The organism is Gordonia sp. L191, from assembly GCF_030077625.1.
GTDB lineage: Bacteria > Actinomycetota > Actinomycetes > Mycobacteriales > Mycobacteriaceae > Gordonia > Gordonia polyisoprenivorans_A.
On the sequence record NZ_CP125996.1, the window covers coordinates 1,491,354 to 1,514,487 of the forward strand.

The following is a 23,134-nucleotide window of genomic DNA, read 5'->3' on the forward strand; positions in this document are numbered from 1 at the left end:
CCTAGAGGGTCCACGTTCCCCGCATCTCGGGGACGCCCATATTCGGAGTCGATCGGGTCTGGTCGCGGCAACGCACCAGGAGGGCTACCCCTTGTCTGACGATCAACCGCTCGTGCCCATGTCAGTGCGCGACTTCCAGAATTACTACGGGGTCAAGCGACGCCGGTTCCTGGAAATTCGCACGAAGGCCAACGTCAAACCGAAGGCCTACACCTCTATGTTGTCGGTCAAGGACCTGAGGGCGCTGCTGCGCTACGTCAGCGCTGATCGGCGGGAAGCCGAGCAGCATCGAGCACACGCCCGACAGATGGCGACGACTCCCGTTCGCCCCATCAAGCCCGCGACTCCACCAAAGCCACCTATCGACTTCGAGGCCCAGATTGAGGAGGCGTTGTCGAAGCTGGCCAAGACGAGACGTGCGCTCGTCGAGCTGACCAAGGACCATCTCGACGACGACGACGGCAGTGGCCGGTGTCGCGAGTGCAATCAGCCCGCTCCATGTTTGACCAAGCGGGAGATGACGCGCCTTGGTAACGACCTGCTCGACGAGGTCGCGGTGTGGGGATCGGGTGGTGGGTCCGACAGTGAGCTGACGTCGACGCCCGACCCAGAACGTCGTCTGAGGAAGATCTATGCCTCACGAGACCGCTGGCTGGAAGTGCTGGTGATGCTCACCAAGGACCACATGAACGAGGATCACCACAAGAGGTGCGGCGTCTGCAAGGTCGATGACCCATGCGGGATGAAGGCTGCCTTCCTTCGGATCAACCGTGGTATCGCGTGGCGCGTCGCCAACGAGTTCTACGTCATGGACGACGAGGAGCTGCGCGCCGTGTTCCACCGTCGCCCGCGATACGACTACGCCGCAGACTACGAGGAGCGGAACGCGTAATTGGTTCTGTCCCTGCGTCGTTACGGCGCTGCTGCGTCGCTGCGCCGGTGCTGTGCACCCTCGACCTTTACCGTGGTGCTCGACGCTGGCGGGAGGTGCCTCGACCCGTTGCGTGTCAGCTGACGGTGCACGAGATCGAGGAGACGACGCTATGTCCGACTACGACGAGAACGAGGCCGCGATCTTGGCGGCGCTCGCGCACACACCGCCCGGGAAGCTGGTGCCGTGGTCGCGGGTCCGCGACACACTGCCCGGGGGATTCTGGCCGCGACTGAGTGCGCTTGTCGCGCTCGTCGAGCGTGGCGAGGTCGAGACGGTCAAGGTTCGGGGCCGTAACTACATCACGCCCGCCGACTCGTTCAGCCGAGCGGCGTACGCAGCTGTGGGCAGCAACCCGTTGGTGCTCGTATGAGCACGGTGATGGCCGAGTCGGTCGCGTCGCTGGTCGGTGTGCGAGCACTGTGCACGCAGCGAGAGGGTCATTGTCCGGCGACGCCTGCGGGTTTGGCGCGGCGAATCGTCCCCGGGTATCGGGTGACGCCTGCTATCGCGCTCATCTCTGACGTTCTGCGAGAAGCGATTACACAGCCCGGGGGCCGTTACATCATCACGATGCCCCCGCGTGAGGGGAAGTCGACGCTGGTGTCTCAGGTCGGGCCGCTGTGCGCGCTCGCCGACGACCCCGACGCCCGGGTGATCCTCGCGTCCTATGGCGACGACCTCGCCCGGGAGCACAGCCACGAGGCGCGGGCGCTGGTGTCGGAGTTCGCGCAGCTGCTCGGGTTCACGCTGGCCTCTGACAAGACCGCTGTTGGTCGGTGGCGGGTGGAGGGTGCGCGGGGTGGACTGCTGGCGGCTGGCATCCTGTCGGGCATCACTGGGTTTGGTGCCGACCTGCTCATCGTCGATGACCCGGTGAAGAACGCGCAGGAGGCCGACAGCGCCGCGCACCGACGCCGTGTGATCTATGAGTTCCGCTCCACGCTGATGACTCGGTTGTCGCCGGATGCGAGTGTGGTGCTGATCCAGACGCGGTGGCATCCCGAGGACTTGGCGGGCACGCTGCTCGCTGAGGAGCCCGACCGCTGGACCCATATCAATATCCCGGCGATAGCGGCTGCTGGCGTGTCCGACGCGCTGAGCCGTGCGCCCGGGGTGGCGATGACGAGTGCTCGTGGACGGACGCTGGCGCACTTCGACGATCTGCGGGCGAGTGTGGGCGAGCGGACGTGGCACGCGCTGTTCCAGGGCGTCCCCGCACCTCCCGAGGGCGGGTTGGTGCAGCGGGCATGGTTCGACCGCTGGCGACTCGCACACGCTCCCGAGTCGCCGGTGATGACGGTGGTTGGCGTCGATCCGTCTGATAGCGGTCGGGGTGACAGCTGTGGGCTCATCGCGGCGTCGATCACGACTGAGGGAGTCGTGGCTGTGATCGCGGACCGTTCGGCACCGATGACGAGTGACGAGTGGGCGCGGGCAGCAACCCAGCTTGCGCACGAGGTCGGCGCGTCAGAGATCGCGGTGGAGGGCTTCGCGGCGCGAGAGACCTACACGCGGGTGGTCTCGGATGCGCTCGACCGTTACCAGCGCGCACACCCTCACACAGCACACCGGCCCCGGGTGACGTCGTGGCCTCCTCGTGGGTCGGGTCGTGGGGGTGGGGATGCCATCGCGAGGTCGAGTGCACTGCTGCAGGCCATCGAGACGGGCACCTGCCGGATCGCCGGCCAATTGCATGGCCTGGAAGATGTGGCGGTGCTGTGGCAGGCGGGCCAGCATCAGCCCGACCAGCTCGCCGCGCTCGTCGTCGCTCATGACGTCCTCGTGCACACAGCTGGGCGACCCGTCGAGTTCGCGGTTCCCCGGGGACGGCTGGGAGACCCTGCGCCCGTGACGTCGATGGGTGCGTACTTGCGTCAGCGTGTCGACCGGGGGAGGCCCGCGTGAGGCGTCGATCGCAACGTCGGCTCGTAGCGCTTGGCCGCGAGATGCTGGCGCGCGAGATGGCGCAGCCTGTCGCGCCCAACGAGTGCGGGTGCGCCAAGTGTGTTGCTCGGGCAACCCCGTTCAGCGAGAACGAGATTACGGCGACGCTCGCACAGCTCGACGACCGAGACGCAGCCCGCTATGCGATCGGCGCTCAGCGGCTTCTGGGGTTCCAGTGGGTCGACGACTCGCAGGCGTGGGTCCCGAGCTTCATCAACTCCGTCTGGGTCGACGAGCATGCCGACGGGGCCGAGGGTGCAAGGGTGCTGCGGATGCCGCTGCCGTCCGACGTCGGGAGCGGTGTGTCGGCTGCTGGGCAGCTGTGAGCGTGGCGACCGCTCCCGGTCCAGTTGAGTCCTTCGATTGGCCTCTCGGGACTCGGGCGGCGGGCCGGGAGCGGCCTTGGGAGTTGAGAAACCCTGAGGTTTCCCGCGCCACTCCGTGACGCGCTCCATGCGCGTCGGCATCGACGGTAGCGGGCAGCGGTGCAGGGTCGCGCTCGACGAGTCGAGTTCTGCAGACGATACCGCCCAGGCGGTACCGATTCTGGGGACGCTACCGGCCAGCCGGTAGCACTTCCGGCGAGGTGCCCGAGTCGACTCCTGCAAATGACGCCCCCGTTGGGGCGTCACTTTCGGCCCCGTTGCCCACCGACGCCCAGATCACTCCCGAGAGCGGCCCTCAGCAGGTGGAGACGCCCGACGAGGGTTGGAAGCTCGACGAGAAAGTGATGCCACCGACGTGGCATCACTTGACCGCTTCACCGCCGCAGCGAGTGCAGACCCGTGCGGAGTCCTGAGATGTAGGAGTCACACTGCCGCCCACGTGGAACGCGGAGGGCGGCGAGCACTGTGCCTGGACCGACTTCGCGGCGCGCCGAAAGCTCGTGGGCGACGTCGAGCACGGCGGGCCACACGCGTTCAAGGGTCAGTGCGACGACGTCGGTCGGGATCGGTCGACCGCTTGCGGTGAGCGTCGCGTAGTCGAGGTGACCGTAACCGTCGAACGCCCTGAACAGGTCAGACGTGGTCGGTCGATGGCCTGCCGTGTGCATGGCTTCCGCGACGGGGCCAGCGGTGATGACCTCAGCGCGCAGCTCGAAGTCGTCGTTGTCGTACTCGGTTAGCCCTGCATGGTGGCTGTTACCCGCCACCAATGCTGAGCGGCTGACCGTGGGACCGTCCCACAGCATCGACGCAACCGCGTGTCCAGCCTCGTGAACCGCGACGATGTCCAGCTCACTCATGACGTTTGGTGTCCTCTCGTGGTGTCAGATCGCGGGGGAGTAGTGCGGCGATGTCGGGTGACGTTCGAGGGTGACGCGGCCCGAAGCCAGACCATCACCCTCGAACGCACCTCGCGAGACGGCGGAACTCCCATCACGCCGCCCGCGTATCGCAGCGGGTAGTCAGGTAGCGATGCCCAGACCGTCGAGCAGCGCTCGCGCGTCTCGCTGCTCAGCATCCGAGCGTGTCGAGGTCAGGGTGCGGGCGCTGGCAGCGGTCAGGGACTCACCGCTGTCGATGCGCTTGCTGAGTTCACTTGCTGCGCCGTCCAGCTCGCGCACCAGGTCCTCGACGCGCTCGGAGATGCTGGGTCGACCGCGCAGCGCGGACGCGGACGGCGGGTGCGCACGGCCAAGAAGGTCGCTCAGCCGCTCGTCGTAGGTGCGGGCGTGCTCGACGAGGACCCCGACCCACTGCCCGCTTGCGACGTCGGTCGTCGTCAGCTCAGGGTCGGCGGGACGGCCAGCGAGGGTGACCAGGGCATGCTGCGCACCGCCACGCTGCTCGACGGGCAGACCACGCGTCCGCGCTGCGGCGTCGCGCTGCGCGATGAGCTTGGCGATACCGGCGACGACCGAGCCCACCGCTGCGCCCAGCTCGCGGACGGCGGGGGTCATGCGCTGCGCTGTCGAGCTGTCGCCAGAGCTGATGCGGTGCGCGAGAGGGTCACACAGCGCCGCGACCTCGCCACTGAGCGAGAACGATGCTCGGTAGACGTTGGGCAGGCTCTTGCGTCGGCGGGCGCGCAGCTCGTCCTGGGAGTGCTCGGGCGGGGGCGAGAACTCGAACTCTCGTCGGGAGCGGCGAGTCGTGGTGTTCCTCATGCGGTCGCCACCGCCTCGCGCAGGTGCTCGACGAGGTCGTCGAGGTGTGCGGGCGCGATCTGTCCGCGCTCGGCGTCGAGGACACGGCGACAGCGCCAGTAGGCGAGCGCGGCGCGGCACTGCTCGACGCGCGAGTCGGTGTCGGGCACGCCCCGGGACGCGAACGCGGCCAGTCGTGCCTGCCATTGGGGAGGCGTCAGCGACGCCGGGTCGGTGGGGAGTGCGTTAGCTGAGGTCATGTCGCAGACGGTAGCGAGCGGGGGTGCATCGCACCCGGGCTCTGGGGCCGCGCTCGACGAGTCGACAGCACGGGAGGGATTGGGTCAGAACACAACACAGCCCCGGGGATCGAGGAGAAACCCGGGGCTGTGCCAGCTGATCCAACCGCCCGTTGGGTAGAGAACCTGATGAGCGGGGAACCAGGGCCGAGACTACCGAGCAGGGGTGCGCTGCTCCTGCCGCAAGTCGTGCGGGTGGACCGTCTCGGGCGGCGCGTCGCCAAAGCGCACCACGACGCAGTCGCGACGGAACCGCACGATGCGGCACGGCAGGTTCTTGGTGCCGTGGATGCCGACGTAGGTTGCGGGACCCGTCCGCAGCCCCCAGTGTTCGACGCTGCCGCTCATGCCGACACCGCCTCACCCGTCGAGCCGAGCACGCGGTCTCGCGCGTTGTAGATCGTCGAGCGGTTCACGCTGTACTCCCGTGCCAGCGCAGCTGCCGACTCGCCCTCGTCGAGACGTCGGGCTACCTCTGTGGCCTGCTCGTCGCTCAGCGAGGGCTTGCGGCCCTTGTACTTGCCTGCGGCCTTGGCGACGGCGATGCCCTCGCGCTGGCGCTCGACGATCAGCGAGCGCTCGAACTGGGCCACCGCTCCCATGACCTGCATCATGAGCACCGCGCACGGGTCTGCCTCGTCGCCCGTGAAGGTGATGCCCTCCTTGATGAACTGGACGGTCACGCCGCGCTCGGTGAGGTCGTCGACGACCTGCAGCAGATCGCGCAGCGAGCGCGCGAGACGGTCCATCGAATGCACCACGAGCGTGTCGCCCTCGCGGACGTAGTCGAGGCACGCGCTCAGCTGAGGCCGCTTGGTGTCCTTGCCCGACGCGTGGTCGGTGAACGTCCTGTCGAGTGTCAGCCCGTCGAGCTGTCGTGCTGTGTTCTGGTCGAGCGTGCTCACTCGCACGTAGCCGACTGTCTGTCCGTTGCCCATATCCGTTGCCTCCGTGTCGCTTTAGGGTCTAAGACTCAGACTACGAAGGGGTCGAACAAAGGGCTACCGGCTCTAGGTCGACGCACAACGGCGACCGTGGAGGGGTTGTGTTGGGGCGTAACCTACTTCGACACATCGGGCTCGGGCGGCTGTGTCTCGCTGCCGGTCTCACTGCTCACAGCCTCTCGACGTCGCGCGACCGCGAGCCATTCGCTCAGCTCGTCTGCGGGCACGCCGCCTGCCGCGAGCATCTGACGCGTCACGTCGAGCTGTAGGGGCCACAGCGGGTCATGGGGTCCAACTACTGCACCGAACAGCGTTCGCGCCTCAGCGTTGAGCTGAGCGGTCAATTCCGCAGGGTCGAGACGGTTCTCGGCGACGTCGGCGGCGAGGTCCATTGCGGCGGTGATCACTGCCTTGCGCGCTGCCTTGGTGTCGGGGGTCGCGGTCACGGCACTACCTCGCCTTCCAGGATGGGTTGGGCGTCGCCGTCGACGAGCGCGAGCAACTGGTCTCGGGTGCTGGCGATCATCTCCTGCGCTGGCCGCACCTCGACCTCGACGCGCTGGGGAGCGGGTGGCGCGTACAGGCCGTTCAGCTTCGAGGTCTCGGCGGTGAGGCTGCGCAGCTCCTTGGACAGCTTCACCAGCTCGTCGGTGTCGCCCCGCGCGTTGGCGGCGGCGAGACGAGAGAACAGGGTCGACTGCAGCAGGCGCAGCGACTCACTGCTCACAGCTCGCTCGGTCTCGGGGTCGGGGTGGTGGGAGGCCAGCAGTCGCTTCACGGCCAGCTGAGGAGCCTGACGGCTGCGGTAGCCGACCGTCTTCGCGATGCTGTCCCACGTCTGGCCCATAGCGCGCAGCTGTAGCGCTCGCTGTGCGCGCTCGCGGGTCGCGGCGTGTGACGTCATGTCAACACTCTGTCAACAGGACAGGTGCCGGCAAAAGCACCTTTGCTAGTCGTTGTGCTGTTCAGCGCCAACGAGACTCGTCAGCTGCCGAGCGACAGCGAGCGCGCCTGCGACGTCGACGGTCGGGGTTACACAGCTACTCAGTGCCGCCATGTTCGGTGTCGTGGTGTGGCACCTGTAGCAAGGTGTGGCCCCGGTGTAGCCCGGGGTGTAGCCCCATCGTTGTAGTAGGCGACACGGGACGTTTCCGCAGGCAGACGAGAGATTCGGCTCTCACCAGCGGTGAACTGTAGCCCCTGTAGCCCCGATACCCGGGTCTCCGCGAAAAGTGGCACCTGCAGGCCCAAAACTGCTGGTAGACAGATAGATTAATGAGTCTGTGTGTACCTCTTGAGACGCTGCAGTAGCTACAGCGAGAGCCCGACACCCAGGACTCGGGGCTACAGGGGCTACACATGGACCCGCTGGTGAGGCGAAAAGCATGCCTGACCACGAGCAATGAGACGATGGCGACTCTGACCGAGACGGGGCTACACCGGGGCTACAGCGGGGCTACAGGGGCTACACATCTTCCCCGACTACCGGGGCTACACGTTGCCGACTGCGTCTCGCTGTCCGACGTCGGTGTCGAGGAGCTGTGTGACCGCGAAGGCGACCGGGGCTGTGTGACCGTTGTCGGTCAGATACGCTGCAGCACAACGACTAACAATGTCGTCGTTGTCGACACGCCACGCCCGTCGAGTCGGCTGACCGTGGCCGTTGACTGCTAGTGTTGCTGTTACGCGCTCGCAATGACCCCCAGCACGAGCGAGCGCGGGTGATCTGCCGACGAGTACCGCGACCGACCTAGACGTCGCGGTGACGACACAGACACAGCAGCGGCGGTGCAATAGGTCTGGCAACAGGCCTCACGCACACCAAACCCGAGGGCGAGCGCTGGTGAGCCCGTACTACGGGGAGGTGCGTGGAACGAGACCGAGTCATCGGAGTTCCGCGCAATGTCCACCTCTGTACCCACTCTCACGCCCCCCGACTCGATTCCGGTGTCGACTCCCGACATGGATTCCGCCGACGTCGCGGAGTTCCTGGGCGTCACGACGCAGACCGTGCGCCGTCTCATCACCGAGAAGGGTCTGCCCGCCTACCGCATCACCCACCGCTTCCGCTTCGTGCGAGCAGAGGTCGAGCAGTGGGCTCGGGTTCGTATGGCCAACGCGGGAGTCGACCCCTACCGCGCAGCTGTGCGTCGGTTGGTCGATGAAGCTCCGCAGATCACGCCCGCGCAGGCCGACCGCATCCGCGCGGTGCTGACCGGGGGTCAGTGAGTCGATGCCCCCGACAACGAAAGATGGGCGCGGTTCCAGCAACCACGCCCATCACACAGCCGACGAGTACGACTACGACGAGAATACCACCGAACGGAGCGATCTCGGCGACGACGGTCGCGCTGTGTGGTGGCCTGCTCAGCAGTGGGCCGACGAGGTCGACTGCGCTGCAGACGAACCCATCTTCGACCACCTTGGCATCGCGCTGTGGCGCGAGGTGGTGTCGGCGTTCCGGGACCTCACGGGTGAAGCGCCCGAATCGGGTGCCGTCGTCGGCAACCTCGGGGTGATGCCTGCAGCCGTCGCGAGCAAGCACGCAGCCCGGGTACTGACGCGCGAGGAGGTCGCCGCCTACGCAGCTGCGCACGGCCTCGACGACCCGCACGTCATCGCCGAACGGATGGCCCACGAGGGCGGCTTGCGCGCAGAGGAACATCGCCGCAAGGTTCGTGACCTGTTCAGCTCCGCACCGCTGCCGCTCGACGTTGGTCGCGCGGCTGCGTTCCCGTTCGGCGCGCTGCCCTCGGTCCTGGCCGATATGGCGAAAGCGGTCGCAGAAGAACTCGACTCCGACCCGGCGCTGTGCGCACCGATGGCGCTCGGCGCGGTGTCTGCGGCGCTGTGTGGCCGCGTCGATGTGCTCGTCAACGATGGCGACTGGGTCGAGTGCGGCGTGTCCTACATCGTGCCGGTGTGCGACACGGGAACCGGCAAGAGTCCTGTACTGGCAGCGATGTTCACCAAGCCCATCGCTGATGCTGAGCGCGAGCTGGTCGCTCGATGGATGGACGCGCCCGAGAGCACCGTCGACCTCACGCCGCCTACGTCGACCAGCGAGCCCGAACCCGCCGACGACCATGAGTCGGAGGAAGAGGGCGACAAGGTCACGGCTTCTGTCGTTGGTGAACCCGATCCCAAGGGGCCGCGTCCCAGTCTCACGGCCTCAGACATCACGCCTGAACGACTCGTCATGAAGATGGGCGCACAGGGCGACAGGATGGCGATTGCCGATGCTGAGGGTGAGGTCTTCGAGATTCTGCTTGGGCGGTACGGAGACAACCCGTCGCTGGGCGTGTTTCTGCGTGCGTACAACCGCGAGCCGTTCTCCTACGAACGGGTCAAGAGTGGGTCGGTGTACCTCGGCCAACCGGCGCTCACGATCTGCTCGGCTACCCAGGTCAGTGAAGCGATGAAGGTGCTCAGCGACTCGCGGCTCAACAGCAAGGGGCTCGTGCCGCGCACCGAGTTCTCGTTTCCCGAGTCGAACCGGTCGCGATGGCGTCGCGGGGAGCGCAGCAGCGGCGCGCCAGTTCCCTCCGGTGTTCGCTCGGCGTACAACGCGCTGATCTTGGACCTCGTCGTCGAAATGTGGGATTCGCCGCTTCGCACTGCGGAGCTGAGTCCGCGAGCGAAGTCGAGGATGCGGCGAGTCACCGACGAGTTCAAGAGCCGCCGATTTGATGACGGCGGCGATCTGTCGGGCAATCACGCCTTGGATTCGTGGGCGGCGAAGTCGGCTGGCCGCGTGGCTCGGCGAGCGCTGCATCTGCACGTGGCAGAGCACGGGCCCAAGGGGGTCGGCCTCCTGATCGAGCCCGAGACGGTCGACCGTGCGAAGGAGATCGAGGAATGGTGCATCGCCAACGCCAAACAGGCGTTCGGGATCGCGTCGACGGAGAGCACCGACAAGCGCAAGGCCCCCGTGAAGGTCGACGACGCGCTCGCACTCGTCGACTTCCTGGCCCGACAGCACGCTGACGCACCTCACGCACCGGTCCGCATCCGCAAGCTCACCGAGACAGGTCCCAAGCGTCTGCGCCAGGCGTCGACCCGCAACGACGTGATCGACCTGCTCATCGATCTCAGTTACGTGGTGCGCACCAAGGACGGGAAGGCAGACGCGCTCTACCTCAACCCCGATGCCAAGGAACTGCGGTGATGTCCGACCGAGTCAGTAGCCTGGTCGCTGGACTGACGAGAGGACCACACGATGTCGAAGTTCCGGACGTTGACAGTCGACGAGTTCGCGAAGCTGCCCTCGGCGTGGCTCGACACCATCGAGTTCGCCAAGGGCGTGCTGATCGCACGTATCGACCCCAGCAACAACCGCGCTCAGGGCGACGAGACGGTGCTGGCTCGCGCGCTCGTATGGACACCGGCTGACGAGGCTGGACCCGCGGAGCTGCGGCGTCTGACGATCCGTACGGAGAACCTGAGGCATGAGCACGTGGGCGAAGGGAACGCGCAGCTGCTCAAGGAAGTCCTCGACCTTCCGACGATTCGCCTTCGGCAGGCGTGATCGACCTAGGATCGCCACTCGATCTGGACCGTTTCGGGGTTGAACGTCCGCGATCCACGAGTTCCCTTGTGCAGCTTGATAACGCACAGTGCGTCGATCACTGACCGCTGAGCCATGAGCGGCGCAGTCAGGAACGCCTCAGCGGGATCATCAGCAGCCACGACATCGCCCAGGGCGCTCGACGACGGGTGTGCGGCGATCTTGCGCTCGACAGCTGAGAGGTCGTCCTTGATCCGGTTGGTGCGGGCGCGGTAGAGCGCGCCGTCGATGTACCCGGCTGCGTAGTCCTCCTGTGCGTCGTCGAGCTTGGCGCGCAGCACCCGCATCTGGTCGATGAGCGGTGCGAGCGCGTCGGCGGTCGGTGCGAGCAGCTGCGCGACGTCGTCTCGGCTCAGCCTCTCGGTGATGACGTCGCGCACGAACTGGTCGACGGGGCCACGGGCGCGGTTCACGTGCGCGTCACGACAGCGGTACCGACCCCCAGACCACCCGCTGACCGGCTCGCCACAGTCGGCGCAGCGGTAGAGCCCCGAGCCGACGTGCACGCGGTCTGTGTTCACCTGAGTACGTCGTCGGGGGTCGGCGAGCTTGGCGGCGACGATGTCGAACGTCTCGTCATCGACCAAGGGCTCCCACGCTCCCTTGACACCGGGCACCACCTCGCCGCAGTAGACGACGCGGCCCGCGTAGCGGGGGTTGGTCAGAATCTCGCGGATGCTGCTCGGGTTCCACGGCTTGCCATGCCTCGTCGACACCCCGTCCTCGCTGAGGGACTTCGCGATGCGGCGCAGCGTCTCGCCTCGCTGGAAGGCGTCGAATACACGGCGCACGACGTCGGCCTCGCTCGCGATGGTCTCGCCCTTGGCGGTGTACCCGGTGAGGCGAACACCGAGCGGGGGACGGCCAAGGTTGGCGCGCTGTTCTGCTGCTGCGCGCTGTCGGGCCGACTTCCGCTCGATCTCGCTGCGCGCGACCGCTGCCTTGATTCGCGCGAACAGGCGTCCCGCGTCGGTCGTCAGGTCGGCCTCACCGTTCAACGTGACGAGCGCGAGGCCTCGGCCTTCGGCTGCGTCGATCCAGTCCTCAAGCTGTCGGGGCTGGCGCGTCAGCCGGTCGAGGTCGTAGCAGACTAGCGCGTCGAACTGCCCTGCCGCATACGCGGCCACCAGTGCCTCGTACCCGGGGCGCTTCTTGCTCGCGTCGCTCGCGCTGATCGAGTTGTCCGACCAGACACCCGCGACGTCCCAGCCGCGATCGTCGATCAGTTTGCGCGCGTTCTCCTCCTGCCGAGCTACCGCCAGACCCTCGCCGGTCGCGTCGAGCGAGACACGCGTGTAGATCGCTGCGCGCCTGGTCAGGGTTGCCGTGGATGCGGGGGAGGGACTGCGTCGAGTGCGTGAGGCCATGCCACAAGTTTATAGGCAACGTGACGTTGTGGAGTTCCGGTTCAACGTTTAGCGCTGGACATGGTGCGTCCTGGTTCGTCCCGCGATCAAGTCCATCGGCGACATGAACTCGCCGATCGGCCGAAGTGAATCGCTTCGTTCATCGGAATCCTCTCTCCATGTAGGGCATCAGCTCCGATGATTCGGCGAGTCCCACGCCGGAGAGCCTGATGATGGGCACAATGGCTGATCGTGAACAGTGCAGGCGCAGTGCGCATTCGTCGGCCGGCCATGAAGTTGCCCCGGCGACCGGAATGGGTCGAGCGGTCCTCGCGGTCCCACTGGTACACCATCGCCGGAATCAGCTTCGGCGCGTTCATGATTCAGCTGGACTCGAGCATCGTCACACTGGCACTGCCGTCATTGCAGCGGTCCTTCGACGCGTCGCTCGCGTCGGCACAGTGGGTGTCGGTGGCCTACGTGCTGACGGTGGTGGCGCTGGTCGCGCCATGCGCGCGACTCGGTGACGGCTGGGGACGCAAGAACCTGTATCTCTACGGGTATGCGATGTTCACGGTCGGTTCGATTCTCTGCAGCATCGCGCCGGACCTCGCCTCGTTGATCGCGTTTCGGGTGCTGCAGGGCACCGGTGGAGCCGCGATTGCCGGCAACGCCATCGCAATGGTCACCGAGAACATTCCCAAGGAAAGATTGCGCGACGGGCTCGCCGTCCAAGCCGCCGTGCAGTCTCTGGGCCTGGCGCTCGGGCCGATGAGCGGTGGCTTCCTGGTCGACGCTTTCGGATGGAGGTCGATCTTCTGGGTGAACGTTCCGATCGGTGTCGTCGCGGTGGTCTCGGCGCTCGTGCTCCTGCCCGACGCGACACAACGGCGTTCGATGCCCCGATTCGACTGGCCCGGAACCACTCTGCTCGCGCTGGCCGCCATCGGGCTGCTGGTCGGTCTGTCCGGGCTCTCCGGCTTGCCGCTGGGGTTGGTCGGGTCACTCATCCTGCTCGTGAGTCCCGCACTTATTCTCCCGGTGTTCTGGCGGAGAGAAAAGCGTGCGGGCGCACCGCTGATCGATCCGCCGACGCTGCGCACCCCACAGATCGCGATCGGCGCGCTGGGCGCCATGGTGAGTTATCTCTTGCTGATCGCGCCGACCGTGCTCATCCCGCAACTTCTCGTCCCACTGGGCTGGTCGGTGTCGGCGACCGGCGTGATCCTGTTCGCGATGCCCGCCGGATTCCTCACGGCGACCGTTGCCTCCACCGCGTGGCTGCACTCCTGGGCCGGAAACTCCATGCGCACCGATGTGGGATGTGTGGCGATTCTCGGAGCGATTGTGGCGCTCGCGTCCCGGCCGACCGAGATTGCGTGGATTGTCCCTGCATTGGCGGTCCTCGGCATCGGCCTCGGGGTGTACGTACCTGCCAACAACGCCTCGGTGATGGCCGCGGCCACAGCTCGCGGAACCGGTACCGCCGGATCGTTGATCGCATTGTCCCGCAATGTTGGAGTGGCCATCGGCGTTGCCGTTGTCACCTTGACCCTGCACGTTGCCGGACACGACAGCAGACGCGACGCATCCGATCCGGCCGGCGCGGCACACAATGCACTGGTGGGGGCGGCGCACTGGGCCTGGCTGGTGCTGCTCGGCTTCGCTGCTCTCGCAGCACTGGCTGCCCTCGCGTCGGCCGTCGCTGCAGGCCGTAGCGCCTCCGCGGCGAGTACCTGACTTGCCACGCGGGGGCGCGCCGCTCGGGTGAGCGGCAGGTCATCGATGCAGGCGCCAGGGCCTCACGTCGCACTGACCATGCGAATTCTCCCCGGTCGCGATGACGGTTCCGTCGTCGAGAAGTCCGAGCGTGTGCGCCGATCCGGCCGCGACGGCAGTAACGCCACGCCACTCTGCGACCTCGCACTGTCGGTGGTGATTGTCGCCGACCGCCCGCACGGTTCCGTCAGCGAGGAGCGCCACCGTGTGGTGGCTGCCCGCCGACACCGCGACGACGGTGCGCCATCGGGTGACGTCGCACTCGCCCGCGGTGTTGTCGCCGGTGGCCAGTGCGGTGCCGTCGACGCGCAAGCCGACGGTGTGTAGATAGCCGGCGCCGATGCCGATCAGGTCGTGCCAGCCGCCGACCGCACCCTGCCCGCACCGATTGCTGCCGGTGGATAGTGCTGTGCCGTCGGCCAATACGGCGACCGAATGCCAGTCTCCGCACGCGATCGAGACGGCGTCTTTCCAGGCCGCCACATCACACTGACCCTCCGCGGTGCGACCGGTCGCGACCACGGTGCCATCCGCGCGGAGGCCGAGAGTGGTTCTCCATCCGGCTGCCACGCCGACGATCTCACGCCATCGGCCGACGTCGGTCTGTCCGTCACCGTTCCACCCTGCGGCGAGAACCGTTCCGTCGCTGCGCAACCCGACGCTGTGGGATCGGCCGGTATTGCGCGCGGCATGCACGTTGCCGGCGGCCGCGGCACAGATACCCGACCACGACGAGACGTCACATTCGCCGGCGCGACCGTTGCCGGTCGCCACTGCCGTCCCGTCCTCCCGGCATGCGACCGAGTGTCGTCGGCCTGCGGCCAGCGTGTTCATGTGCGGGATCAGCCCAGTGACCCTGCGGCCGAGCGTAATTCGCTGAGCGCTTCGAGTACGAACGACACGAGCGGCGCGCCGTCGTCCTTCTCGCCCTCGGTCCATTTCGCGTATCCCTGTTTGAAGGCGAGCACACCGAGTTCGGCGGCGACCCGCGCGGTCGCATCCGCGACGCCGCGGGTGATGAGGGCGTCGGTCATCGCGGCGGCGAGCCCGACGCTCTTGAGGGCGTCACGTTCCTGGAGTTCGGTGCTGGCGGCGATCGCCGCGCTGAGTCTCGGTCCGAGTTCCCGGTTCATCGGCCCCATCTCGCCGGCGGCACGCTCGAGACCTGCGGCGACCATGCCGAGTGGTGTCGTGTCGGCGGACGCCTCGGCGATTCCCTCCGCCATCAGACGGCTGAGCGTTTCCTGGCCGGCCACCAGCACCTCGCGCTTGTCCGAGAAGTGCCGGAAGAACGTGCTGCGGGTGACGCCGGCACGGTCGGCGATCTGCGCGACTGTCGTCGCGTCGTGGCGGTGTTCGTTGAACAGGTCCACCGCGGCGAGGACGAGGCGCTCGCGTGCGCCGGGTTCCCATCGAGCCATGTGGTCATCATAGTGATGCGACATGTGTCCCGTCATCGCGCTGCAGTGATGAGACAACAGTCGCATCACTCGTCAGGAGAGATCCATGCACGTCTTCGTCACCGGCGGTACCGGCACCATCGGCTCCGCCGTCGTCTCAGAGTTGCTCGACAACGACCACACCGTGCTTGCCCTCGCTCGCTCCGACCGGTCCGTGCAGGTACTCGCCGACGCCGGTGCGCAGGTCTTGCGCGGTGGGTTGTCTGATCTCGACGTCCTGCGCTCCGGCGTCGCGCAGTCCGAGGGCGTGATCAGCCTCGCCTTCGATCACGGCGACCACGGAGCCGACGCGTTGGCCGCGGCGATCACCTAGGAAACCGCCGCGTTGTCGGCCACCGGGGAGGAACTCATCGGCACCGACCGTCCGATCGTCACCGTGTCGGGCACGCCGTGGATTCCGGGGCGCGCGTCCACCGAGGCCGATCCGTTGCCCACCGACGGTCCCGTCGGCGGCCGGGCCCGATCGGTGCTGGCGTTACTCGACCTCGCATCGAAAGGCGTGCGCCCCAGTGCGATTCGTCTGCCTCGGACGGTTCACAACCATGGTGAGGGTGGGTTCGCCGGCCTGTTGACCCAACAGGCACGACGCAGCGGCGTAGCGGGATACCCGGGCGACGGCACGCAGCGCTGGCCGGCCGTGCACGCCCGCGACGCCGCGACACTGTTCCGCCTCGCGCTGGAATCGGCGCCGGCCGGGACAGCGTGGCACGCGGTCGCCGACGAGGGAAACACCGTCGCCGACATCATTTCGGTCATCGGCAGGCGGCTGCGACTGCCGGTACAGCAGATACCACCGAGAGCTTCGGTTCGTTCGGTCCGATCTTCGCGGTGGATCAACCCTCGACGAGCACGCACACCCGCGAGGCACTCGGTTGGACGCCGACGCATCCGAGCCTGCTCGAGGATCTGGAGAACATCGAACCGTGAGACCTAGGATTGGCGTCCGAGTTCGGTGCCGAAGCCGGGCCTCAGCGTCAGAAAGGCGAACCGATGACGACCGACGTCGACGGGTCCGACCGCGACTTCGGTGACGTCCACCGGATCGGTGTCGAGCGGGCCGGTGAGATTCTGACCCTGCAACGGGCTGCGTATGTCACCGAGGCGAAGCTGCACAACGACCTGCAGCTGCCCCCGCTGGATCAGACCGCCGACGAGATCGTCGACGAATTGCAGAGCCCGGAGGTGATCGCCCTGGGAATCACCTCCGGAGCACGTCTGGTCGCCGCAGTACGACTCACGGTGCACGGTGACACCGCTGAACTCGGTCGTCTCACGGTCGCGCCCGACCTGCAGGGGAGGGGTTTGGGCAGTCGTCTGCTCGGCGCGGTCGACACATGGTTACCCAGAGCTGTCACCAGACTCGAACTGTTCACCGGTGAGCACAGTCTCGCGAACATTCGGCTGTATCACCGTTTCGGTTTTCGAGAGTTCCGTCGCCGGAATGTCGGGACCTACGACCTGGTCTTCCTTGCGAGAAACGTCATCTCAGGCGAAACCGGGGGATAACGATGTGGTACCCGTGTGAGCCGAGGTGTTTCTGAATTGTCGCCCATCACCGATACTGCTTCGGTGACGAAGTGGACGATATGCGTGGTGATATCGGCGGTCCTGGCTGTCGCGGGGTTGCTGTTTGCCGTTCCCGGGACGGCCGGAGCCGCACCACAATCCGGGTGGCGATACACGATGGTGGCATTCAGCAACGCCAGCGATCGTGACATGGACGCCTACCAGTCCGGCGACGGCACTCATTTCGACGTCCTCCAGAAGGCGGCGTATCGTCCGCCGTCCGGGTTGGTGCGCGATCCGCGGATCTTCCGCAATACCGATGGGTCGTACTACCTCACCTACACCACGGCCGCGGGCGCCAGTATCGGGTTCGCGCGCAGCACCGACCTCACCCACTGGACGTTCATGCAGAACCTGGCAGTCCCGTTCTGCTGCTTCCTTCTTCCCGGTACCGGCGACGGCAAGGGATCGTTGGGCGCGCTGGGTTCGTCGGGTTCGGCCGGGTCGAGCGACCTGCCCTCACTGTCGCCGTTCACCACCAAGGCGTGGGCGCCGGACTGGTTCGTCGACAACGGTCGCGTCAACATCATCCTGTCGATGTCGACGGGCGGCGGTTTCATCCCGTATCTGATGACGGCGACGGACTCCTCGCTGCGGAATTGGGGGCCGCCGGTGCCGCTCGTGGGTATCGGCGCCGACCACATCGACACCACCATCGTGAAGGTGGGCTCGACCTACCACGCATTTACCAAGAACGAGACCAAGAAGGTCATCGAGCACGCCGTCGCCCCCACCCTGGCGGGGCCCTACACCTTTGTCGCACCGGGCAATTGGGGCACTTTCGTGGAAGGGCCGTCGGTCATCCAACTGCCCGGCGGGGCGTGGCGGATGTACTTCGACGCCTACACCAGGGGCAAATACCTCTTCTCCGACAGTGGCGACGGCCTGCGAACGTGGACGGCGCCCAAGGAACTGCCGGGGCTGTCCGGAACGGTGCGACACGCGGGAGTGATCCGCGAGCCGGCGTGACGCGGTGAACTCACCACGTCGCCGAACGCAGTACCGCGAGCAGCGCTGCCTCGGCCCGCGTCGCCGGCCGCCGCCGGGTGATCACCACGACCTCGGTGAGTCCCGGGTCGGGCAGGCCGTCGAGTTCGACGACGTCGGCGGGCAGGAGCCGACGCGCATGCACCATCACACCGAGCCCGGCCAGCACCGCGGCGCGCAACCCCTGCTGGTTGTTGGAGACACAGGTGATCCGGTGATCGAGCCCCGCGTCGGCGAGTGCGGCGAGCGCCGCGGTGCGCGAGATGCTCGGTTCGGGAAAGGTCACGAGTGGAATCGGCTCACCGGGTCGCAGGACGGTGTCCGGCGCGCCTGCCCAAACCAACGGTTCGGTGAAGATCAGCTGTCCGTGCCGCTGGCCCGGATTGCGCTTGGCCAGAACCAGATCCAGTGAACCCGCACGCAGGCTCGTGTGGAGGTCCTCGCTGAGTCCGATGGTCAGCTCGATATCGACTCGCGGGTGGTCGGCCCGGAAGCGGCGCAGGATCTCCGGCGTTCCCGTGGCCACGAGGTCCTCCGACACCCCGAAGCGGATGCGTCCGGTGATGCCGTCGTCGGTGAAATAACTCAGCGCGCGATCGCACTCGTCGAGGATGGAGCGGGCGAAGCCGGCCATCGCCGAGCCGTCCGCGGTCAGCTCGACCGAGTGCGTGTCGCGTCGCAACAGCGTTCTGCCGACCTGTTTCTCCAGGCGGGCGATGTGGCCGGACACAGTGGATTGCCCGACGTCGAGCTGGCGTGCCGCGGCTGAGAACCCGCCGGTGTGGACGACGGTGAGGAAGGTGCGCAGCGCGGTGGGATCGAGCACACATCTCAGGCTAGTCATCGGAGAACTCGATCACAATAATCGTGGTCAACGTGTTTCCGAATGGCTCCGTCAGGCGTTGACTTATGTCTCATGCGACTGCTCAGAAAGCTCCCCATCGACGGATTCGTCGTATCGATCCTCGCGACGGTGGCGCTCGCATCGGTGTTTCCGGTCGCGGGTGCAGCAGCGACGATCCTCGACGGAATCGTGAAAGCGGCCATCGCGCTTCTGTTCTTCCTCTACGGCACGCGGCTCTCGCCTGCCGAGGCGATGGCCGGGGCACGCCACTGGCGACTGCATCTGACGGTTCTGGCGGTCACCTTCGTCGTGTTCCCGCTGATCGGTCTCGCGCTGCGGGTGCTGACCCCACACGTGCTGAGCAGTGCGCTCTACACCGGTGTGCTGTTCGCGTGCCTCGTGCCCTCCACGGTGCAGTCGTCGATCGCGTTCACCTCGGTTGCCCGCGGAAACGTCCCGGCGGCCATCGTGTCGGCGTCGTTGTCGAACCTTCTCGGAGTCGTGCTGACCCCATTGCTCGTCGTCGCCCTCATGACCACCACCGGCGGAGTCCACGTGAGTGCGGAATCCTTCGGCGAGATCATTCTTCAGTTGCTGCTTCCGTTCATTGCCGGCCAACTGTGTCGGCCACTGGTCGCCGGACCGCTCGGACGACACCCCTTGCTGACCAAGACCGTCGACCGCGGCTCGGTGCTGCTGGTCGTGTACTCCGCGTTCAGCGCCGGTATGGCCGAGCGCATCTGGTCGTCGGTCAGCGTCGGATCGATCGCCGTCGTGATGGCGGTGTGCGCAGGCGTCCTCGGAGTGGTGTTGATGTTGTCGCGATGGGCTGCAAAGACTTTGGGCTTCGCTCGCGACGACGCCATCGTCATCCAGTTCTGCGGATCGAAGAAGAGTCTGGCCGCCGGGCTGCCCATGGCCGCGGTACTCTTCGCCGGAGCGCCGGTGGGGCTGATCATCCTGCCCTTGATGATCTTTCATCAGATCCAATTGCTGGTGTGCTCGATGCTCGCCGCCCACCACGGCCGTGTGGCATCTGAGCGCGCAGGTGCCCCCAGCGATGACCCGACTCTGGATTTCGTGGTCCGTTCTCCGTAGGGTGTGCGCCACGGAGATTCCGCCACGAGGAGGTCGGCGCATGGGACAACTGATGTACACCACCAGCATGTCCCTCGACGGTTACGTCGCCGACGCCAACGGCGATTTCGGTTGGGGTGCTCCGGATGCGGAGATCTTCGACATGCATGTTGATCGGATGGCGGAGACCTCCGCGGAGGTGTTGGGCCGCAAGACCTATGACCTGATGCGGTATTGGGAGAGCCCTCCGGAGGACGGGAGCTGGACGGCTGCAGAACATGAGTTCGCCCGCCGATGGCGGACGATCGACAAGGTGGTCGTGTCGACGACGATGAGTCCCGACGATCTGTCGTCCGATCGCTCGCGGTTGGTACGAGAGCTCGATACCGCAGAACTTCGGCAGATCACCGAGAGCGCTCCTGGCTACGTCGAGATTTTCGGGCCGACCACCGCGGCTGCTGCGATCCGCGCCGGAATGGTCTCCGGTTTCCGGCTGTTCGTCGTCCCCGTGATCGTCGGAGGGGGACTCCGTGCCCTGCCCGCCGACGCTGCGCTCGACCTTCGGCTCATCGAGCAGCGGACCTTCGCCAACGGCACCGTCTATCTGCATTACGCCCCGAAGTGAGGGTGCGCTGGGCATCGCCTCCTGCCGCTGATTCTTCTTATCGAATTGCTCGCTCCTTCCCCCGGATGTTCGGCCCGTCCCCCTGATGGTCGAGCGCTTCCACCGCCGATGCTCGACCGTTCCCCCCGGTGGTCGAGGTGCGAGCCGCGTGCGGCGAGCCTCGAGACCCGGTGAGATGACAAGTATCGCAACCACATCGACGCCCTCTCGACGAGTGGAAAAATGGTTGTCCACAGATTTCCCCGGTCTGGCGTTCGTCGGACCGTTTTTGTCGGTACCTCTTCGTACACTTGTGCCCATAGGTTGGATCACCGATCGCGGGAAGGGAGGGTGTTCGGATGTCGAGTGTGTTGTTGTTCACCGATCCGGATGCCGATGCTGCCGCGATCGCAGCCATGTCACGCGATGAGCTCACCGAGACCGGCCCGTACCTGCTCCGCGAGTCCCGCAAATACGAGGCCCGGACGGTGCTGGCTGCTGCCGCGTTGGCGGAGCGGGTGTTTCGTGAGCATCTGGCGGGGCGGCCCGAGACCGGTGTGTGGGGGCCGGTGATCGAACATGCCGAGAGACTCGGCCGCGCCGAGGTGTCGTTGCAGTTCACGGTCTCCCGCAGCAAAGCCGGGAGTTGGATTGCGTTGGCGGATCTGTTGGAGAAGTTCCCGCTGATCCGTGCCGCCTATTTGAATGGGGAACTGTCGACGAATCGGGTCTCGATCATGGCGCGGGCCGCCCAACGCGGCGAGGACACCGACAGCGACAGCGACAGCAACGGCGGTGACGAGTCCGGGATGTCGTTCGAGGAGATCGTCCTGGACTACGGGTCCCGGGCCACCACCGATCCGGTGCTCTCGCAGCAACTCGACGCCGCGCTGATTTCGATGAACCCCGACAGTGTGATCGAGGACCGCGACACCATCACCGACCTGGTGGGAAACGTCACCATCACCCCCGATGTCGCGGGGCACTCCGCTCTGGATGCAGTCGTTCCCGCGCATTACGGGGTGTTCCTCACCACCCAGATCAACGCGCTGGTCGATGAACGGACCTGCCGCAAAGACCCGCGCCGCGTGGGGTCGCTGCGGGTGATCGCCCTCGGGGAGATCACTGGCGTCCCCGGCGCCCGGCTCGACTGCGAATGCGGGCAAGATGATTGCCCGAAGCGAGGTGGCGGCACCGACAGCAACGGGTCGGCCGAAACACCCGCCGACGCCGACGACGCCGCAGCGTGGGACGACCTGCTCCCCGAACCTATCGACGCCGACGCTCCCGACGTCGAGTTGGTGGAGCCGGTCGTCGAACCCGGGATCGCCGACCCGATGAATCCACCGACGCCGGATGAGGTGCCGGTGGCGTTCGGACGGGCCTTGGTGGTACCTGGCGCACCTGTGTTGACGGTGTTGACGGACCCGGACGGGATTCTCGTGCCGCGGTTGCAGGGATACGGGCCGATCGACCCCGACTACGCCACCACCCTCGCCGACGTAGCGAAGACGATCCACTACCCCGAATCCGTACGTTCGGCTGGGCCGTTGATCCCGCAGATCTCCGACCGCGCACAGGCCCCGCCCGCGGATCCGACCGGACACGGCGGGTTTACCGTGCCACCCCCTGGGGCATTGACGTATGCACCCAGCGCCGCCTTGCGCGCTGAGGTGTTGGCGAACGATGTGTGGTGCCGATACCCGTACTGTGGGATGCCGTCGCACCTGTGCGACCTTGATCATTGGCGACCGTTCAACCATGCCGACCCCGAGGCCGGTGGCTGGACGGTGCTCGGTGATCTGATCCCGTTGTGTCGGGCTGATCACCAACGCAAACACCTCGCCGAGTGGCTGCCGACGCTCCTCCTGGATCGGCGGGTGGAGTGGCGGAACCGACGGACGGGGCAGGTCATCGTTACTTTCCCGCGGTGACGGGGTTTTGCTGTGGGGTGGAACCAGCTGTGGTGCAAGAGGTCTCGAGGCTCGGCGCACGCGCCTCGCACCTCGACCATCGGGAGGAAAGTCCTCGACCATCGGGGGGACGCCTCGACCATTGGGGGAAGGGTTTTCGATCGTCGGGGGGAAGGGTCCTCGACCAGCGGGACGAAGGAGCGACTGCGACCCGTAGGTCGTCGGCGAACGCCGACCGACGATCACCCGACGTAGGTACCGTCGGGGTATGGCCGACGACTGGCGCGCCGATCGTGTGCGATCTGCGATCGAAGGACGCAACCCCACCGTGCTCGCCGAACTCGATGCGGCGTTCGCGGTCATCGGCGACCTACAGTTCCTGCCGGGATACTCGCTGGCGTTGACGAAGTCTCCTGGGGTCGAACGACTTTCCTCTCTGCCGCGATCCGAGCGTCTTCGATTCCTGGCCGACGTGGATCTGATCGCCACCGCCGTCGAGACCGTATGCGCGGCACATGATCCGGGGTTTCGGCGGATGAACATCGAAATCCTCGGCAACACCCACCCAATCCTGCACGCACACATCTGGCCGCGCTACACCTGGGAGCCGGCGGATCGGGTGGGGATGCCGGTGTGGTGCTATCCGCAGGAGCGTTGGCATGAACCCGCCAGCGCCCTGTCGGCTGCGCACGATGAGCTGAAATCCGCCCTCAGTGCCGAGATCAACCGGCTGCATCACCTCGAGGGGAATCGCAGCGGTCGATCGATCGACGGGTGATGA

General features: G+C 66.5%; 25 protein-coding genes and 1 pseudogene. 15 read left to right on the forward strand and 11 right to left on the reverse strand.

Annotation, left to right across the window (positions count from 1 at the left end; genetic code table 11):
• Window positions 1-118 precede the first annotated feature (118 nt).
• The 4 genes from QNM97_RS06605 (at window position 119) to QNM97_RS06620 (ending at window position 3,204) form a co-directional block, all read left to right on the forward strand.
• Window positions 119-892, forward strand: a complete 774-nt coding sequence (locus QNM97_RS06605; protein WP_283822085.1) for a hypothetical protein — start codon at window positions 119-121, stop codon at window positions 890-892.
• A 151-nt stretch (window positions 893-1,043) separates the two neighbouring features.
• Complete coding sequence (locus QNM97_RS06610) at window positions 1,044-1,304, forward strand: hypothetical protein (protein ID WP_283822086.1); 261 nt, start codon at window positions 1,044-1,046, stop codon at window positions 1,302-1,304.
• Complete coding sequence (locus QNM97_RS06615; protein ID WP_283822087.1) at window positions 1,301-2,839, forward strand: terminase large subunit domain-containing protein; 1,539 nt, start codon at window positions 1,301-1,303, stop codon at window positions 2,837-2,839. The genes QNM97_RS06610 and QNM97_RS06615 overlap by 4 nt, the downstream gene beginning before the upstream one ends.
• Window positions 2,836-3,204 carry a hypothetical protein gene (locus QNM97_RS06620; protein WP_283822088.1) on the forward strand — a complete coding sequence of 123 codons (369 nt, stop codon included), beginning with the start codon at window positions 2,836-2,838 and terminating at the stop codon, window positions 3,202-3,204. The genes QNM97_RS06615 and QNM97_RS06620 overlap by 4 nt, the downstream gene beginning before the upstream one ends.
• Window positions 3,205-3,638: 434 nt before the next feature.
• Here the strand turns inward: QNM97_RS06620 and QNM97_RS06625 are convergent, their stop codons facing one another.
• The 7 genes from QNM97_RS06625 to QNM97_RS06655 all read right to left on the reverse strand — a co-directional run bounded on the left by QNM97_RS06625 (window position 3,639) and on the right by QNM97_RS06655 (window position 7,114).
• Entirely contained in the window at window positions 3,639-4,124 is a 486-nt protein-coding gene (locus QNM97_RS06625) for a hypothetical protein (protein WP_283822089.1), read from the reverse strand.
• Window positions 4,125-4,286: 162 nt separating this feature from the next.
• Complete coding sequence (locus QNM97_RS06630; protein WP_283822090.1) at window positions 4,287-4,988, reverse strand: hypothetical protein; 702 nt, start codon at window positions 4,986-4,988, stop codon at window positions 4,287-4,289.
• Window positions 4,985-5,227 carry a hypothetical protein gene (locus tag QNM97_RS06635; protein ID WP_283822091.1) on the reverse strand — a complete coding sequence of 81 codons (243 nt, stop codon included), beginning with the start codon at window positions 5,225-5,227 and terminating at the stop codon, window positions 4,985-4,987. The genes QNM97_RS06630 and QNM97_RS06635 overlap by 4 nt, the downstream gene beginning before the upstream one ends.
• 192 nt (window positions 5,228-5,419) lie before the next feature.
• Complete coding sequence (locus QNM97_RS06640; protein WP_283822092.1) at window positions 5,420-5,614, reverse strand: hypothetical protein; 195 nt, start codon at window positions 5,612-5,614, stop codon at window positions 5,420-5,422.
• Window positions 5,611-6,204, reverse strand: a complete 594-nt coding sequence (locus tag QNM97_RS06645; protein WP_283822093.1) for a recombinase family protein — start codon at window positions 6,202-6,204, stop codon at window positions 5,611-5,613. The genes QNM97_RS06640 and QNM97_RS06645 overlap by 4 nt, the downstream gene beginning before the upstream one ends.
• A 122-nt stretch (window positions 6,205-6,326) precedes the next feature.
• Window positions 6,327-6,656 carry a flagellar hook-length control protein gene (locus tag QNM97_RS06650; protein WP_283822094.1) on the reverse strand — a complete coding sequence of 110 codons (330 nt, stop codon included), beginning with the start codon at window positions 6,654-6,656 and terminating at the stop codon, window positions 6,327-6,329.
• Window positions 6,653-7,114, reverse strand: a complete 462-nt coding sequence (locus QNM97_RS06655) for a hypothetical protein (RefSeq protein WP_283822095.1) — start codon at window positions 7,112-7,114, stop codon at window positions 6,653-6,655. Before QNM97_RS06655 ends, QNM97_RS06650 begins: the two co-directional genes overlap by 4 nt.
• Window positions 7,115-8,172: 1,058 nt before the next feature.
• Between QNM97_RS06655 and QNM97_RS06660 the strand changes: the two genes are divergently transcribed.
• The 3 genes from QNM97_RS06660 to QNM97_RS06670 are packed head-to-tail and all read left to right on the forward strand — an operon-like array spanning window position 8,173 to window position 10,738.
• Window positions 8,173-8,439 carry a helix-turn-helix domain-containing protein gene (locus QNM97_RS06660; RefSeq protein ID WP_283822096.1) on the forward strand — a complete coding sequence of 89 codons (267 nt, stop codon included), beginning with the start codon at window positions 8,173-8,175 and terminating at the stop codon, window positions 8,437-8,439.
• Between the two features lie 4 nt (window positions 8,440-8,443).
• Window positions 8,444-10,378 (forward strand): DUF3987 domain-containing protein, encoded by a 1,935-nt coding sequence (locus QNM97_RS06665; RefSeq protein WP_283822097.1) that lies wholly within the window; start codon window positions 8,444-8,446, stop codon window positions 10,376-10,378.
• A 51-nt stretch (window positions 10,379-10,429) separates the two neighbouring features.
• On the forward strand, window positions 10,430-10,738 hold the full coding sequence (locus QNM97_RS06670; RefSeq protein WP_283822098.1) for a hypothetical protein: 309 nt from the start codon (window positions 10,430-10,432) through the stop codon (window positions 10,736-10,738).
• 5 nt (window positions 10,739-10,743) lie between these two features.
• On the opposite strand, the gene QNM97_RS06675 is transcribed toward QNM97_RS06670, so the two are convergent.
• On the reverse strand, window positions 10,744-12,144 hold the full coding sequence (locus tag QNM97_RS06675; protein ID WP_283822099.1) for a recombinase family protein: 1,401 nt from the start codon (window positions 12,142-12,144) through the stop codon (window positions 10,744-10,746).
• Window positions 12,145-12,375: 231 nt separating this feature from the next.
• On the opposite strand from QNM97_RS06675, the gene QNM97_RS06680 reads away from it, so the two are divergent.
• The gene (locus tag QNM97_RS06680; protein ID WP_283822100.1) at window positions 12,376-13,863 is read left to right on the forward strand and encodes an MFS transporter; all 1,488 of its coding nucleotides are present in this window, start codon (window positions 12,376-12,378) and stop codon (window positions 13,861-13,863) included.
• A 39-nt stretch (window positions 13,864-13,902) separates the two neighbouring features.
• Here the strand turns inward: QNM97_RS06680 and QNM97_RS06685 are convergent, their stop codons facing one another.
• Both QNM97_RS06685 and QNM97_RS06690 read right to left on the reverse strand, forming a co-directional pair.
• On the reverse strand, window positions 13,903-14,736 hold the full coding sequence (locus QNM97_RS06685; RefSeq protein WP_283822101.1) for an RCC1 domain-containing protein: 834 nt from the start codon (window positions 14,734-14,736) through the stop codon (window positions 13,903-13,905).
• A gap of 8 nt (window positions 14,737-14,744) precedes the next feature.
• Window positions 14,745-15,323 carry a TetR/AcrR family transcriptional regulator gene (locus QNM97_RS06690; protein ID WP_283822102.1) on the reverse strand — a complete coding sequence of 193 codons (579 nt, stop codon included), beginning with the start codon at window positions 15,321-15,323 and terminating at the stop codon, window positions 14,745-14,747.
• Window positions 15,324-15,408: 85 nt separating this feature from the next.
• Here QNM97_RS06690 and QNM97_RS06695 point away from each other — a divergent pair.
• The 3 genes and pseudogenes from QNM97_RS06695 to QNM97_RS06705 all read left to right on the forward strand — a co-directional run bounded on the left by QNM97_RS06695 (window position 15,409) and on the right by QNM97_RS06705 (window position 17,897).
• Window positions 15,409-16,289, forward strand: a pseudogene (locus tag QNM97_RS06695) (SDR family oxidoreductase).
• A 63-nt stretch (window positions 16,290-16,352) separates the two neighbouring features.
• Entirely contained in the window at window positions 16,353-16,868 is a 516-nt protein-coding gene (locus tag QNM97_RS06700; protein WP_283822103.1) for a GNAT family N-acetyltransferase, read from the forward strand.
• Between the two features lie 84 nt (window positions 16,869-16,952).
• On the forward strand, window positions 16,953-17,897 hold the full coding sequence (locus tag QNM97_RS06705; RefSeq protein WP_283823117.1) for a glycoside hydrolase family 43 protein: 945 nt from the start codon (window positions 16,953-16,955) through the stop codon (window positions 17,895-17,897).
• Between the two features lie 10 nt (window positions 17,898-17,907).
• Here QNM97_RS06705 and QNM97_RS06710 read toward each other — a convergent pair whose 3' ends face one another.
• Window positions 17,908-18,759 (reverse strand): LysR family transcriptional regulator, encoded by an 852-nt coding sequence (locus tag QNM97_RS06710; RefSeq protein WP_502874996.1) that lies wholly within the window; start codon window positions 18,757-18,759, stop codon window positions 17,908-17,910.
• 72 nt (window positions 18,760-18,831) lie between these two features.
• Between QNM97_RS06710 and QNM97_RS06715 the strand changes: the two genes are divergently transcribed.
• The 4 genes from QNM97_RS06715 (at window position 18,832) to QNM97_RS06730 (ending at window position 23,131) form a co-directional block, all read left to right on the forward strand.
• Window positions 18,832-19,857 (forward strand): bile acid:sodium symporter family protein, encoded by a 1,026-nt coding sequence (locus QNM97_RS06715; protein WP_283822105.1) that lies wholly within the window; start codon window positions 18,832-18,834, stop codon window positions 19,855-19,857.
• 40 nt (window positions 19,858-19,897) lie between these two features.
• Window positions 19,898-20,461 carry a dihydrofolate reductase family protein gene (locus QNM97_RS06720; RefSeq protein ID WP_283822106.1) on the forward strand — a complete coding sequence of 188 codons (564 nt, stop codon included), beginning with the start codon at window positions 19,898-19,900 and terminating at the stop codon, window positions 20,459-20,461.
• A gap of 338 nt (window positions 20,462-20,799) precedes the next feature.
• Entirely contained in the window at window positions 20,800-22,374 is a 1,575-nt protein-coding gene (locus QNM97_RS06725; protein WP_283822107.1) for an HNH endonuclease signature motif containing protein, read from the forward strand.
• Window positions 22,375-22,621: 247 nt separating this feature from the next.
• A complete protein-coding gene (locus tag QNM97_RS06730; RefSeq protein WP_283822108.1) occupies window positions 22,622-23,131 on the forward strand; it encodes an HIT family protein in 510 nt (169 codons plus the stop codon).
• The last annotated feature ends 3 nt before the right edge of the window (window positions 23,132-23,134 follow it).

Excerpts from the sequence above, each read along its gene's own strand:
- QNM97_RS06700 (WP_283822103.1), top strand. The coding sequence starts at position 16,353 with ATGACGACCGACGTCGACGGGTCCGACCGCGACTTCGGTGACGTCCAC.
- QNM97_RS06675 (WP_283822099.1), bottom strand. The coding sequence starts at position 12,144 with ATGGCCTCACGCACTCGACGCAGTCCCTCCCCCGCATCCACGGCAACC.
- QNM97_RS06645 (WP_283822093.1), bottom strand. The coding sequence starts at position 6,204 with ATGGGCAACGGACAGACAGTCGGCTACGTGCGAGTGAGCACGCTCGAC.
- QNM97_RS06655 (WP_283822095.1), bottom strand. The coding sequence starts at position 7,114 with ATGACGTCACACGCCGCGACCCGCGAGCGCGCACAGCGAGCGCTACAG.
- QNM97_RS06685 (WP_283822101.1), bottom strand. The coding sequence starts at position 14,736 with ATGAACACGCTGGCCGCAGGCCGACGACACTCGGTCGCATGCCGGGAG.
- QNM97_RS06730 (WP_283822108.1), top strand. The coding sequence starts at position 22,622 with ATGGCCGACGACTGGCGCGCCGATCGTGTGCGATCTGCGATCGAAGGA.
- QNM97_RS06710 (WP_502874996.1), bottom strand. The coding sequence starts at position 18,759 with ATGACTAGCCTGAGATGTGTGCTCGATCCCACCGCGCTGCGCACCTTC.
- QNM97_RS06605 (WP_283822085.1), top strand. The coding sequence starts at position 119 with ATGTCAGTGCGCGACTTCCAGAATTACTACGGGGTCAAGCGACGCCGG.
- QNM97_RS06725 (WP_283822107.1), top strand. The coding sequence starts at position 20,800 with ATGTCGAGTGTGTTGTTGTTCACCGATCCGGATGCCGATGCTGCCGCG.
- QNM97_RS06690 (WP_283822102.1), bottom strand. The coding sequence starts at position 15,323 with ATGGCTCGATGGGAACCCGGCGCACGCGAGCGCCTCGTCCTCGCCGCG.
- QNM97_RS06670 (WP_283822098.1), top strand. The coding sequence starts at position 10,430 with ATGTCGAAGTTCCGGACGTTGACAGTCGACGAGTTCGCGAAGCTGCCC.
- QNM97_RS06660 (WP_283822096.1), top strand. The coding sequence starts at position 8,173 with ATGGATTCCGCCGACGTCGCGGAGTTCCTGGGCGTCACGACGCAGACC.
- QNM97_RS06625 (WP_283822089.1), bottom strand. The coding sequence starts at position 4,124 with ATGAGTGAGCTGGACATCGTCGCGGTTCACGAGGCTGGACACGCGGTT.
- QNM97_RS06610 (WP_283822086.1), top strand. The coding sequence starts at position 1,044 with ATGTCCGACTACGACGAGAACGAGGCCGCGATCTTGGCGGCGCTCGCG.
- QNM97_RS06715 (WP_283822105.1), top strand. The coding sequence starts at position 18,832 with ATGCGACTGCTCAGAAAGCTCCCCATCGACGGATTCGTCGTATCGATC.
- QNM97_RS06640 (WP_283822092.1), bottom strand. The coding sequence starts at position 5,614 with ATGAGCGGCAGCGTCGAACACTGGGGGCTGCGGACGGGTCCCGCAACC.
- QNM97_RS06665 (WP_283822097.1), top strand. The coding sequence starts at position 8,444 with ATGCCCCCGACAACGAAAGATGGGCGCGGTTCCAGCAACCACGCCCAT.
- QNM97_RS06720 (WP_283822106.1), top strand. The coding sequence starts at position 19,898 with ATGGGACAACTGATGTACACCACCAGCATGTCCCTCGACGGTTACGTC.
- QNM97_RS06630 (WP_283822090.1), bottom strand. The coding sequence starts at position 4,988 with ATGAGGAACACCACGACTCGCCGCTCCCGACGAGAGTTCGAGTTCTCG.
- QNM97_RS06615 (WP_283822087.1), top strand. The coding sequence starts at position 1,301 with ATGAGCACGGTGATGGCCGAGTCGGTCGCGTCGCTGGTCGGTGTGCGA.
- QNM97_RS06635 (WP_283822091.1), bottom strand. The coding sequence starts at position 5,227 with ATGACCTCAGCTAACGCACTCCCCACCGACCCGGCGTCGCTGACGCCT.